Origin of the sequence: Buttiauxella sp. B2 (assembly GCF_006376615.1) — a bacterium.
Taxonomy (GTDB): domain Bacteria; phylum Pseudomonadota; class Gammaproteobacteria; order Enterobacterales; family Enterobacteriaceae; genus Buttiauxella.
The window spans coordinates 26,799-39,615 of record NZ_VEXQ01000023.1 but is presented as its reverse complement, the minus strand read 5'-3'; the positions used below and the strand labels follow the sequence as shown (position 1 = coordinate 39,615).

At 50.2% G+C, this 12,817-nt stretch carries 10 protein-coding genes and 1 riboswitch; of the genes, 6 read left to right on the top strand and 4 right to left on the bottom strand.

Annotated features, from left to right (window positions below; translation table 11 throughout):
• Positions 1-53: 53 nt before the first annotated feature.
• A riboswitch (Lysine riboswitch) is annotated at positions 54-247 on the bottom strand.
• A gap of 51 nt (positions 248-298) precedes the next feature.
• Positions 299-2,104 (bottom strand): sodium:proton antiporter, encoded by a 1,806-nt coding sequence (locus FH968_RS19660; protein WP_139882444.1) that lies wholly within the window; start codon positions 2,102-2,104, stop codon positions 299-301.
• 210 nt (positions 2,105-2,314) lie between these two features.
• On the opposite strand from FH968_RS19660, the gene pgi reads away from it, so the two are divergent.
• The 6 genes from pgi to psiE all read left to right on the top strand — a co-directional run bounded on the left by pgi (position 2,315) and on the right by psiE (position 8,733).
• Entirely contained in the window at positions 2,315-3,964 is a 1,650-nt protein-coding gene (gene pgi, locus FH968_RS19655; RefSeq protein WP_139882441.1) for a glucose-6-phosphate isomerase, read from the top strand.
• A 376-nt stretch (positions 3,965-4,340) separates the two neighbouring features.
• The gene (gene yjbE, locus FH968_RS19650; RefSeq protein ID WP_139882440.1) at positions 4,341-4,586 is read left to right on the top strand and encodes an exopolysaccharide production protein YjbE; all 246 of its coding nucleotides are present in this window, start codon (positions 4,341-4,343) and stop codon (positions 4,584-4,586) included.
• 60 nt (positions 4,587-4,646) lie between these two features.
• A complete protein-coding gene (locus FH968_RS19645) occupies positions 4,647-5,282 on the top strand; it encodes a YjbF family lipoprotein (protein ID WP_139882439.1) in 636 nt (211 codons plus the stop codon).
• Positions 5,279-6,004: a capsule biosynthesis GfcC D2 domain-containing protein gene (locus FH968_RS19640; RefSeq protein ID WP_370451538.1), complete on the top strand. Its 726-nt coding sequence runs from the start codon at positions 5,279-5,281 to the stop codon at positions 6,002-6,004. Before FH968_RS19645 ends, FH968_RS19640 begins: the two co-directional genes overlap by 4 nt.
• Positions 6,004-8,100 (top strand): YjbH domain-containing protein, encoded by a 2,097-nt coding sequence (locus FH968_RS19635; RefSeq protein WP_139882437.1) that lies wholly within the window; start codon positions 6,004-6,006, stop codon positions 8,098-8,100. Before FH968_RS19640 ends, FH968_RS19635 begins: the two co-directional genes overlap by 1 nt.
• Positions 8,101-8,325: 225 nt before the next feature.
• On the top strand, positions 8,326-8,733 hold the full coding sequence (gene psiE, locus FH968_RS19630; RefSeq protein ID WP_139882436.1) for a phosphate-starvation-inducible protein PsiE: 408 nt from the start codon (positions 8,326-8,328) through the stop codon (positions 8,731-8,733).
• A gap of 97 nt (positions 8,734-8,830) precedes the next feature.
• On the opposite strand, the gene malG is transcribed toward psiE, so the two are convergent.
• The 3 genes from malG to malE form a co-directional block, all read right to left on the bottom strand.
• The gene (gene malG, locus FH968_RS19625) at positions 8,831-9,721 is read right to left on the bottom strand and encodes a maltose ABC transporter permease MalG (RefSeq protein ID WP_139882435.1); all 891 of its coding nucleotides are present in this window, start codon (positions 9,719-9,721) and stop codon (positions 8,831-8,833) included.
• Between the two features lie 158 nt (positions 9,722-9,879).
• Positions 9,880-11,424 carry a maltose ABC transporter permease MalF gene (malF, locus tag FH968_RS19620; protein ID WP_139882434.1) on the bottom strand — a complete coding sequence of 515 codons (1,545 nt, stop codon included), beginning with the start codon at positions 11,422-11,424 and terminating at the stop codon, positions 9,880-9,882.
• A 66-nt stretch (positions 11,425-11,490) separates the two neighbouring features.
• The gene (gene malE / locus FH968_RS19615) at positions 11,491-12,681 is read right to left on the bottom strand and encodes a maltose/maltodextrin ABC transporter substrate-binding protein MalE (RefSeq protein ID WP_139882433.1); all 1,191 of its coding nucleotides are present in this window, start codon (positions 12,679-12,681) and stop codon (positions 11,491-11,493) included.
• Between the last annotated feature and the right edge of the window lie 136 nt (positions 12,682-12,817).

Below are 12,817 nucleotides of genomic sequence, written 5' to 3'. Positions count from 1 at the left end.
AGGGAAGAGCGAGAAAAGGGGCAGACGTAGAAAAGTAGACCTGAACTACGGATACACCCAGAAGCGCCCCACCTTGCAAAACGTCCGACTGCCGAACGTTTCTGGTGACAACCCAAGGGATTCAGCCCCTGTAGCCGACAATGTGCACTGCCATATGCACATTACCTCGGCGTCGCTCCCCCTCTTGTGTTATCTGCGGATTGGCTCCTCAAACACAATACCTGGGCGACGCGCCTCTTCTGGCTTGCTCACAAGTGAGCAAGTAGCCGTATACAAATAAAATGTTACGCGCCCGATGTCAACGTCTGGAAGATGCGGATTTATCATTCTGTACCAGTGCAATCAACGTGCAGGGCAGTGCCGGAGTAGTTTTTCCATTTATCGCGATAGTTTTTCCTTCTTCAAGACGGGCAAATAGTGGCACAACTCCGCGATTTTTCTCCAGATATTCGAGCCAGCCAAAATTTTCATTCAGACGCGTCGCCTTAATGGTTGCCCCTTTGGCTAAGTGGCTGCTCAGACTGCTCCAGGTAACTTCTTCAGGGAAAAGTTTTTCATGGCGACGAAAACGGGCGCTTTCGTTGCTCGCCCGACCTTTCAATGCGGAACCTGAACGGATGGCAAAAACTTTGTCGCTGCCAAAAAGATGACTGAAGTGATAGACCGCCAGGGCGTTTTGATGGCGGTTTGGTGAAAGCGCCAAAACTTGCGCGGTATTACTTAAATCGAGATAGTTTTCCGCATGTTCGGACCAGGCGTTACCGTAATAGGCGGGTAATCCTTCCATACGCGCCAGGCGATAATATTCCCAACTATTGTCGGTGAGTAGCACAGGAATATTTTGCTTCACCAGTGCGTGGGCAAGCGTTCGCGCGACGGTATTGGCGCCAATAATCAGCACCCCTTGTGGCTTACGCTGCTGTACACCCAGCCATCTTGCCAGCGGGCCGCTGGTCAGGCTTTGCAGGACGACGGTACCAATGATGATGGCAAACACCACGCTAACCAGTTTGTCTGCGCCTTCGTAACCATTTTTTTGCAACGTCAGGGCAAATAAAGAGCTCACCGCTGCGGCGACTATCCCGCGTGGAGAAATCCAGCTCAGTAGCAGTTTGTCGCGCCATGTCAGCGTCGAGCCGATGGTTGAAATCGCAATGCACAACGGGCGGGCGATAAACTGAATTACCAGCAACAAGGCAACCAGCGGCCAACCCATCGCCAGCACGCCGTGAATATCGAGGCGTGCGGCGAGAATAATAAACAGCGCTGAGATAAGAATGGCTGATAGTTCTTCTTTGAAGGCGACGATATCGCTGACATCCACATCTCGCATATTTGCCAGCCAAATGCCTAGTATGGTCACAGCCAATAACCCTGACTCATCGGCAAGTGTGTTTGACAGGCCAAACGTCAGCAATACCACAGCCAGCACCGCAAAGTTTTGCAGATAGCTCGGGAACCAGACGCGTTTTAACGCAGTGCCGAGCAACCAACCAAACAGCCCACCACTGGCTAAACCGATGACCACGGTCTGCGCGAAGATAATCAGCAAATGCAGATTCGAACCCGCTTCCTGGCGCGCAGTAATAAACTCGAAGACCAGTAATGTGAAAATCGCACCAACAGGGTCGATAACAATCCCTTCCCAACGCAGCACCTGGTTAATCGCGGTATTAGGGCGCACCACGCGCATCAGCGGGGCGATAACCGTCGGACCGGTAACTACGGTGACCGCACCTATCAGTGCCGCAAGCGCAGGATCTAAACCCAATAGCCCCCAACAGGTGAGGCTAATCACCGCAAAAGTAGCCAACATCCCGATACTCACCAGATTACGCACCACGCCGCCTAACCCGCGAATTTCATCAAAACGCAGCGTCAGCGCGCCCTCGAACAAAATGATGGCAACCGACAGAGAAACAATGGGAAACAGCAGTTCGCCAAACAGTTGGTCTGGGTTCAGAACATGGGTGAAGGGGCCGAGAATCAAACCAAATAACAGTAAAGGTAAAATGGCTGGCAACCGAATAGCCCACGCCAACCATTGTGCGGCCAGTGAACTAATAGAGATGATGACCAATAAAAGGGGTACGGATAGTTCCATAAAATTTTTACCTTACCGGTCTTACAAGGCCATACTGTTTTCTCAGTGTAGACGGGGTCTGTATGGGCGGGAGTCGCCCCACCAATTTTTTAACTGGAGCATAATCTGAAACGGTATTCCCTGTACAAGGGTAGAAAAATCATCACAAATCCCGTTTTGTGGATATACAATTGACCGCAGTCACAGTTCTCAAATCAAAAGGGTAACGCTATGAAAAATATCAACCCAACGCAGACCGCTGCATGGCAGGCTTTACAGGCGCACTTTGACGAAATGAAAGACGTCACTATCGCTGAGCTATTCGCCCAGGATGGCGACCGTTTTGGTAAGTTCTCCGCTACTTTCGACGATTTAATGCTGGTGGATTACTCCAAAAACCGCATCACGGAAGAGACACTCGCTAAGCTGCAAGCGTTGGCTAAAGAGACGGATTTGCAGGGTGCCATCAAATCCATGTTCTCTGGTGAGAAGATTAACCGCACTGAAGACCGTGCTGTGCTGCACGTTGCACTGCGTAACCGCAGCAACACGCCAATTATGGTAGATGGCAAAGATGTGATGCCGGAAGTGAACGCAGTGCTTGAGAAGATGAAAACCTTCTCTGAAAGCATCATCAGCGGCAGCTGGAAAGGCTACACCGGTAAAGCGATTACTGATGTTGTGAACATCGGTATCGGTGGTTCAGACCTTGGTCCATTCATGGTGACCGAAGCGCTGCGTCCATACAAAAACCACCTCAATATGCACTTTGTCTCCAACGTTGATGGTACTCATATTGCTGAAGTGCTGAAGAATGTTGACCCAGAAACCACGCTGTTCCTGGTTGCGTCTAAAACCTTCACCACTCAAGAAACCATGACTAACGCCCACAGCGCGCGCGACTGGTTCCTGGCAACTGCTGGTGATAGCAAGCATGTAGCGAAACACTTCGCAGCACTTTCTACCAATGCGAAAGCGGTTGGTGAGTTCGGTATTGATACTGCCAATATGTTTGAATTCTGGGATTGGGTCGGTGGCCGTTATTCCCTGTGGTCTGCAATTGGCCTGTCCATCATCTTGTCTGTAGGCTACGAAAACTTCGTGGAACTGCTGAGCGGTGCCCATGCGATGGACAAGCATTTTGCAAACACTCCAACTGAACAAAACCTGCCAGTGCTGTTGGCGCTGATCGGTATTTGGTACAACAATTTCTTCGGTGCTGAAACCGAAGCAATTCTGCCATACGACCAGTATATGCACCGTTTTGCAGCGTACTTCCAGCAAGGTAATATGGAATCTAACGGCAAATACGTTGACCGTAATGGCAACGCTGTTGATTACCAGACTGGCCCAATCATCTGGGGCGAGCCGGGCACTAACGGCCAGCACGCGTTCTACCAGCTGATTCACCAGGGCACCAAAATGGTTCCTTGTGATTTCATCGCGCCAGCAACTAGCCACAACCCGCTTTCTGATCACCATCCTAAACTGCTGTCTAACTTCTTTGCACAGACAGAAGCACTGGCGTTCGGTAAATCGCGCGATGTGGTTGAGCAGGAATATGCAGCCCAGGGTCTTGATCCAAAAACGCTGGACCATGTTGTGCCGTTCAAAGTATTCGAAGGCAACCGTCCAACTAACTCCATCTTGCTGCGTGAAATCACTCCGTTCAGCCTCGGCGCACTGATTGCGCTGTATGAGCACAAGATTTTCACTCAGGGCGCAATCCTGAATATCTTCACCTTCGATCAGTGGGGTGTTGAATTAGGTAAGCAGTTGGCGAACCGTATTCTTCCAGAGCTGGGTGACGAAGCAGAAATCAGCACCCATGACAGCTCCACTAACGGTTTAATAAACCGTTATAAGTCATGGCGCGCGTAATAGACTATTCCTGCTAAATATAAGCCGACGTTATGTCGGCTTATTCATTTTAATAACTATAAGACAAATCCCCTTGTTGGATAATATCCCTGAATTGGTCTCCTGAGGTTAATCCTAAAAATAGCTATGTCCTGATAATTCATCAGGGTTACTTTCAGATTAATTAGATTCACAACACATCTAATAATATTTTAATTCATTGTTTTGTATGGATTTGATTAAATAAATCCATTCAAGATATTATTATTTTCCATTTATCTTAAAGCGCCATTCATATTTCCCGTTTCGCCCAAGCCTTATTACTTGTTGTGTATACTCGAAACCGCCTGAAATTCTTTTGGGCAAATCTCCATTCATTCAATGAAGGGAAATTGTTATGAAGAAAGTTCTTTATGGCGCTTTAGCCATATTCACGCTGGCTGCGGCTGGTGTGGCGAGTGCTGACCCGATATCTGTGGGTGAAGCAGCCGGCGCTCAAGCAACGAATGTGTCCGCAGGCAGTTCTACTGCGACCAGCGCCAGCACTGTCGGGTCGGCAGTGGGTGTAGCTCTTGCTGCAACCGGTGGTGGCGATGGTTCCAATACCGGGACCACAACCACCACGACGACCAGCACCCGCTAATTTCACGGGTGATTTAACTCTAACCACACTTCGGTGTGGTTATTTCTCCGGGGAAACCTCGTGCAGCGACTCGCAATCCTTCTTGTCTGCCTGTTACTTCAGGCGTGCTCCGACACCACCAAAGGCCTTGGCTCATCGCTTTGGCACAGCGTGGCAGGCGACGACGGTATACAGCTAACGAATGACGACATTCAGAATATGCGCTACGCCAGCCAGTACATGCGCATTAATAACGGCCCGCAGATATTCGTGGTTCTGGCATATGACGAAAATGGTCAACAAAAATGGGTAACGCAAGACCGGGCGATGATTGTCACTGAACATGGCCGAATTGTAAAAACGATGGGGCTTGGCGACAACATTGAGCAAGTCACAAACCTGGCAAATGACCCACTGGCAAAGGTGAGTCAGATCATTGATGGCGTTAGCTGGACAAGGCAAATAGCCTGGACTGAACACCAGCAGGTGCGAATGACAACAGCGCACTCGACCTTCGCCTGGGATGGGAACGACACACTAAAGATTGCTGGTAGCACCACGCCCGTTCGAGTGCTGGAAGAAGAAGTTACCGCATCAGGTAAAACCTGGCATAACCGTTTCTGGATAGATAGCGAAGGCCAGGTTCGTCAGTCAAAACAATATATTGGCCCAGAGTATTGGCCGGTCACCACGATACTGTTGAAGGCGGCGAAATAATGAAAATAAAAAACCTCGCGTTGCTGCTCTTGCTGGGTAGCCCTTTTTTACACGCAGCAGGGAACGTGACCATTTATCCCGATAATCAAAAAGTGACTGATGTAGAACGACTGGCTGATTTAGTCACTCAGCCCTCACTTACTCACGTCTGGTGGCCAGGTGCTGTGATAAGCGAACGGCAGGCGTCTGCGGTTGCTGAACAACAGCATCAAAAATTGCTGGCATCACTTAGCCGATTTGCCGCCGAGGAAGATGGTGACGATGCTGCTGCAATCAACGGCGTGCGCCAGCAAATGCAGGCCATTAAGGTCACTGGACGGCAGTTTGTCGACCTCTCTCCCGATTGGGTACGCGTTCATCCACGTGCCAATGTTCCACTACAAGGCGAGTACAGTCTGTGGGTTGGGCCGCAACCAACCACCATCACGCTGCTGGGATTGGTTAGCTCCCCAGGTGCGAAGCCATTTGTTGCAGGGCGCAGTGCAGATGAATATCTGGATGGCATCGACAAACTCAGCGGTGCTGACCGCAGCTATGCGTGGGTAATTTACCCGGACGGAAAAACGCAAAAAGCGCCCGTCGCGTACTGGAACCACCGTCACGTTGAGCTAACTCCCGGAAGCATCCTTTTTGTCGGCTTTAAAGAGCGGCTTTTTAACTCTGAATTCAACGAACTGAATCAGCAAATCCTCAATTCTCTGACTCATCGGAGACCGGATTGATGAAGAAAAAAACTCTCTATAGCTTGCTTGCGCTGGCTATATCTTCAGCCTGCCAGGCTGAAACCTTCCCAGATCCCGTCGGCCCGTCTCAATCGGATTTCGGCGGTGTGGGCTTATTGCAAACCCCGACTGCACGAATGGCGCGTGAAGGTGAATTTAGCCTCAACTATCGCGATAACGATCAATACCGTTTTTACTCGGCTTCGGTGCAGCTCTTCCCGTGGCTTGAAACAACTTTGCGCTATACCGATGTGCGCACCCGGCAATACAGCAGCGTAGAATCTTTCTCGGGCGACCAGACTTACAAAGATAAAGCCTTCGACATGAAAGTGCGTCTTTGGGAAGAAGGGTACTACTTACCGCAGGTGTCGGTGGGCGTGCGTGATTTAGGCGGTACTGGCCTGTTCGACAGTGAATATGTGGTGGCGACTAAAGCCTGGGGGCCGTTTGATTTCTCGCTCGGTTTAGGTTGGGGCTATATGGGCACTAGCGGCAATGTGAAAAACCCATTCTGCGAAGTCAGTAATGGTTTCTGCTACCGCGATAACAGCTACAACCAGGCGGGTTCTTTCAACTTTAGCGGCATGTTTCACGGCCCGGCGTCTCTTTTTGGTGGTGTCGAATACCAGACTCCATGGCAACCGTTGCGTCTGAAAGCGGAATACGAAGGCAATAACTACACTCAGGACTTTGCCGGAAAACTCGACCAGCGTAGCAGCTTTAACGTCGGCGCTATCTATCGCGTTACCGATTGGGCCGACGTTAACGTCAGCTATGAGCGCGGTAACACTTTCATGTTTGGTGTGACGTTACGGACTAACTTCAACGATTTGCATCCAGGCTACAACGATAACCGACGCCCGCAATATCAACCGCAGCCGCAGGATGAAATTTTGCAGCCGACTGTGGTGGCAAATCAGCTGACGCTACTCAAATACAATGCCGGGCTTACGAATCCGAATATCCAGGTGAAGGGCGATACTCTGTATGTGACGGGCGAGCAGGTGAAATACCGTGACTCCCGCGAAGGTATCGAGCGTGCGAATCGCATCATCATGAATGATCTGCCGGATAATATCCGCACCATCCGTATCACAGAAACGCGCCTGAATATGCCGCAGGTGACGACGGAAACGGATGTCTCCAGTCTGCGTCATCATCTGGAAGGGGAACCGTTGGGGTACGAAACACAACTGGTGCAAAAACGCGTTGAGCCAGTGGTACCAGAAAAAACGGAGCAGGGGTATTTCATCGATAAATCGAAGGTTAATTTCTCGATTAATCCGGTGCTGAATCAGTCGGTGGGTGGGCCAGAAAGCTTCTACATGTACCAGGTTGGTGTCATGGGAACCGCTGACTGGTGGGTGACAGATCATTTGCTGACGACCGGCAGTCTGTTCGCCAACATTGCCAATAACTACGACAAATTTAATTACACGAATCCGCCGAACGACTCAACGTTGCCACGCGTGCGTACGCATGTTCGCGACTACGTAGAGAACGATATTTACGTTAATAACCTGCAAGCCAACTACTTCCAGTATTTGGGTAACAGTTGGTACGGGCAGGTGTATGGCGGGTATCTCGAAACCATGTATGGCGGTGTCGGTGCGGAAGTGTTGTATCGCCCGGTCGACAGCAACTGGGCAATTGGCGTTAATGCCAACTATGTCAAACAACGTGACTGGACCAGCTCGCTGGACATGATGAAATTCACCGATTACAGCGCACCAACCGGCCATATCACCGGTTATTGGACGCCACCGTTTGCCGACGATGTACTGGTGAAACTCAGCATTGGCCAGTATCTGGCGAAAGATAAGGGTGGCACGTTGGAAATCTCGAAACGCTTCGACAGCGGCGTGGTCGTGGGGACATACGCCACCATCACCAATGTTTCCAAAGAAGAGTACGGGGAAGGGGATTTCACCAAAGGTTTCTACGTGAATGTGCCGTTAGATATCTTCTCGTCGTCACCAACCCGCAGCCGCGCGCAGATTGGCTGGACACCGCTGACGCGTGACGGTGGGCAGATGTTGGGTCGTAAGTTTGAGCTGTATGGGATGACAAGCGATCGGGATATTAATTTCCGCTGATCATTTTACTCTCACGCTGTGTGAGATCTGCATAAAAGGTGCAATTTCCGTTCACCGGTTCGGTGTCTTAATGAAAAGCCGATCGTCTGGTGAACGGAACCTTCTCAAAGCTGGCAGTTCTCATGTCACATCCATGAGGGTGAAAATATAAGCAAATAATCTAGACCTGGATCACACTTTCAACGTATAACAGCGATTTGGGACCTCCATTCCCTAAGGTGATTTATGCCCGCTACTCCTCGCGTTGAGTTGATTTCCACCGTCATGCAAATGGTCCTGAATCTGGCTCTGCTGACACTGGGTATTATCCTCATTATCTTTCTCGGCAAAGAAACCCTGCATCTTGCGAAAGTGCTATTCACTCCCAGCGAACAGGTCAGCAAATATCTGCTTATCGAAGGGCTGGTGGTTTACTTCCTCTACTTCGAATTTATCGCGTTGATCGTTAAGTACTTTCAGTCGGGTTATCACTTTCCCCTGCGTTACTTTGTCTATATCGGAATCACCGCGATTGTGCGACTCATCATCATCGACCATAAAGAGCCACTGGACGTGCTGATTTACTCCGGAGCCATTTTGTTGCTGGTGATAACGCTGTGGCTATGTAACAGCGGCCGCTTAAAACGTGAATAAAAAATGGCGGCCCAAGGGCCGCCGGAAATAATAATAAGGTCAAATTGAGGGTTTGCAGTGGCATTACATAATGTGAAGCAATAACTTACAGGAGATCTTAACCTTTCACTCCGCCAGCCGTCAGGCCACTCACCAGCCAGCGTTGCGCCAGTAAGAACACCACAGTAATCGGGATAGCAGAAAGGACAGCTGCAGCGGCAAAGTCACCCCACAGGTAGTTTTGTGGGTTCAGGTATTGCTGCATACCCACCGCCAGGGTGTAGCTGTTTACATCACGCAGTAACAACGACGCGACAGGCACTTCGGTAATTGCGGCGATAAACGACAGGATAAACACCACCGCCAGAATCGGTACCGAGAGCGGCAGTAACACCAGGCGGAAAGCTTGCCATGGGGTTGCGCCATCCAGTGCTGCCGCTTCTTCCAGAGAGTTATCAATCGTTTCGAAATAACCCTTAATCGTCCAAACATGCAGTGCAATGCCGCCAAGATAGGCGAAGATCACCCCACCATGCGTATTCAAGCCGATAAACGGAATGTACTGTCCGAGGCGGTCGAACAAGGCATACAACGCCACCAGTGACAGCACCGCCGGGAACATCTGGAAAATCAGCATCCCTTTTAGCAGTGTCGCTTTGCCAGGAAAACGCATACGAGCAAAGGCGTAAGCACAGGTTGTTGATAGCGTCACAATCCCCAATGCCGTAATTGCCGCAATTTTGATTGAGTTCCAAAGCCATAACAGCACCGGGAACGGTGGTGGCGTTACGCTGCCATCGGCATGCTGCACGCTAAAGCCCAGCGCCAGTTTCCAGTGTTCCCAGGATATTTGATCCGGGATAAGGCTGCCCGTTGCAAAGTTACCCGGACGCAGCGAAATCGCAATAACCATCAGCAGCGGGAACATGATCGCTGCGATAAACAGCAGTAACAGTAAGTGCGTCGTTAATAGTCGCAGTTTCTGAGATTTGGGTTGAACCATAGCCATAATATTTATTACTCCTTAAACACCGCTCCAGGCTATTTTGCTTGCCATTTTGAACCTGGGCTGTGCTCAAAATCCTCACGTACTACGTGTACGCTCCGGTTTTTCCGCGCAGTCCGTGTTCAAACTGACTGCGCCTATTGCGCCTGGTCTTTTCAGGCTTAATCAAACTTCATGCGGGTGGCTTTCAAGTTAACAATCGCCAGTGCGCCAACCAGAATGAAGATAAGCGTTGCGATAGCCGCCGCGAGGCCAAAGTCCTGGCCACCGCCGCCTTCGAAGGCGATACGGTAGGTGTAGCTCACCAGCAAGTCCGTATATCCGGCAGGCGTTGTAGTTCCGAGGCGGTCTGGCCCCCCGTTGGTTAACAGTTGAATCAGAACGAAGTTGTTAAAGTTAAAGGCAAAGCTTGCGATCATCAGCGGTGTTAGCGGCTTAATCAGCAGTGGCAGCGTAATCTTAAAGAAGTTCTGGAACGGGCCTGCACCGTCCATTGCCGAAGCTTCGTACAGATCATCTGGAATTGCTTTCAACAAGCCCATGCACAGAATCATCATGTACGGATAACCCAGCCAGGTATTCACGATAATTATCATCGAACGCGCGGTGGTAGGGTCGCTAAACCAGGCGGGCTTAATGCCAAACAGCGAACTCAACATCATGTTGATTTCACCGAAGCTCTGGTTGAACAGCCCTTTGAAAATCAGGATAGAAATGAACGAGGGTACTGCATAAGGCAGTATGAGCATCACGCGGTAAATCGCTTTACCTTTCAGCGACTCCCACTGTACGACGCATGCCAGAATCATGCCGACCGCTACGGTCAGAATCACCGTCAAGATAGAGAAAATCACAGTCCAGACGAAGATGGCCATAAACGGTTTCTGGATACCGTCGTCATGGAAGACGCGCAGGAAGTTCTTCCAGCCGATAGTCACGGTGTAGCCCGGGCTTAATTGCTCATTGCCCCAGTTGCCGTCGGCGTTTACAGATTGGTAGAAACCAGTTTCGTTATTTGGACGATATTTCACGCCGTTTTGGTTGTTGGTCAGCTCACCCTTTTCACCCTGAGTGTAGAGCGGGCGAGTACCGGAGAACTGGCGCAGGGAACTCATGGTCAGCGTGCTTTCATCAGGCATTTCAGCGGTTATTTGCGTCAGTGCCGCACGGTTTTGCGTAATCACACGCAGATTGGCTTTCTCACCGCCTGGCAGCGCATCCGCTTCTTTCAATTTCAGATGTTGTTCGCCGCCAAATTTAAAGGTGTCGGAGGTGAAGTTCTTGCCGGTTTCACCGTCGGTAAGGGCCAGTTGCCACTCGTCACCTGCCGGATAAAGGCCGAAGTTAAACGTTTTGCCCGCCTGGTACTGGCGGTCCATCAATACCTCCTGTGCGCGTTCTTGCGTCAACTGGTTGGTACTGCTGTAGTTGGTAAAAGCAATGGCAATGGTACAAACCAGTGGGAACAGGACAAACAGCCCCATACCGGCAAGACCTGGATAAACATAACGCCAGGCATACGCCTTGCGATTTGCATAAATGTATAAACCAAGTGAGCTTAAAATCAGCGTCATAATGGCGAACAGGTACTCCCCCTGGGCGTACATTAAAACCACAAGATAACCAACCAGCAGTCCCATCAGGCCGATGACTGACCACTTCAGTACATCGTTATGCCACCAGTGGCTCTTTTTAACTACATCCATGGGGTCTTCCTCTAACTCTACAACGACTAAAAACGGCGGGTAAGCATTACGCTACCCGCCAATTTTTTACTTAGTAATACGTCCCTGAGCGTCTTTCATCGCTTCATCAACAGTCTGACGACCGCTAACTGCGTTGATTACTGCGGTACGAACGGCATACCAGAACGCAGACATTTGTGGCACGTTCGGCATAATTTCGCCCTTCTGGGCGTTTTCCATAGTCGCGGCGATGCGTGGATCTTTAGCCAGTTGATCCTGGTAGGATTTCAGTGCAACAGCGCCCAAAGGCTTATCTTTGTTGACTTCAGCCAGACCCTGGTCGGTCAACAGGTAGTTTTCCAGGAACTCTTTCGCCAGTTCTTTGTTCGGGCTGGCGGCATTGATACCGGCACTCAGAACACCAACAAACGGTTTAGATGCTTTGCCTTTGAAGGTTGGCAGCAGCGTAACGCCGTAATTGATTTTGCTCTTATCAATGTTGGACCATGCCCACGGGCCGTTAATGGTCATCGCCGTTTCGCCTTTGTTGAAGGCTGCTTCAGCGATGGAGTAATCGGTATCGGCATTCATATTCTTGTTTTTAATCATGTCGACGAGGAAGGTCAGGCCTGCTTTAGCACCAGCACTATCAACGCCCACATCTTTCACGTCATATTTGCCGTTTTCGAGTTTGAACGCATAACCGCCATCAGCAGCAATCAGTGGCCAGGTGAAATACGGTTCTTGCAGATTGAACATCAACGCGCTCTTACCTTTCGCTTTCAGCTGTTTATCCAGCGCCGGGATTTCTTCCCAGGTTTTAGGCGGGTTCGGTACCAGGTCTTTGTTGTAAATCAGGGAAAGCGCTTCAACCGCGACTGGGTAAGCAATGATTTTGCCGTTGTAACGAACTGCGTCCCAGGTGAACGGATAGAGTTTGTCCTGGAAAGCTTTATCTGGAGTAATTTCGGCCAGCAGGCCAGATTGTGCGTAACCACCGAAACGGTCGTGAGCCCAGAAGATGATGTCCGGGCCATCGCCAGTTGCCGCAACTTGTGGGAATTTCTCTTCCAGTTTGTCAGGGTGTTCGATGGTGACTTTAATGCCAGTGTCTTTCTCAAACTTCTTACCCACTTCAGCCAGGCCGTTATAGCCCTTGTCACCGTTAATCCAGATGACCAGTTTGCCTTCTTCTATTTTTGCCAGTGCAGAGGCGGAAAACATCATCGTTGTCAGGGCAGACAGAGCGAGGATGCGTGCGCCAGTTTTAATTTTCATATGTCCCATCCTTTGAATGGTGGTTTGCGCGTGGATACAACAAGGTCAAGGTTGTGGCGTTACGGTTGCCAGTTTGCGCAGATGGCAAGTGCTTCTCATCCTCCTTAGCCCTACGCCCCACCCTGGTTATCTGTGA

Bases quoted from the DNA above. Each gene is read 5' to 3' on its own strand.
- FH968_RS19660 (WP_139882444.1), bottom strand. From the start codon at position 2,104: ATGGAACTATCCGTACCCCTTTTATTGGTCATCATCTCTATTAGTTCA.
- pgi (WP_139882441.1), top strand. From the start codon at position 2,315: ATGAAAAATATCAACCCAACGCAGACCGCTGCATGGCAGGCTTTACAG.
- yjbE (WP_139882440.1), top strand. From the start codon at position 4,341: ATGAAGAAAGTTCTTTATGGCGCTTTAGCCATATTCACGCTGGCTGCG.
- FH968_RS19635 (WP_139882437.1), top strand. From the start codon at position 6,004: ATGAAGAAAAAAACTCTCTATAGCTTGCTTGCGCTGGCTATATCTTCA.
- psiE (WP_139882436.1), top strand. From the start codon at position 8,326: ATGCCCGCTACTCCTCGCGTTGAGTTGATTTCCACCGTCATGCAAATG.
- malG (WP_139882435.1), bottom strand. From the start codon at position 9,721: ATGGCTATGGTTCAACCCAAATCTCAGAAACTGCGACTATTAACGACG.
- malF (WP_139882434.1), bottom strand. From the start codon at position 11,424: ATGGATGTAGTTAAAAAGAGCCACTGGTGGCATAACGATGTACTGAAG.
- malE (WP_139882433.1), bottom strand. From the start codon at position 12,681: ATGAAAATTAAAACTGGCGCACGCATCCTCGCTCTGTCTGCCCTGACA.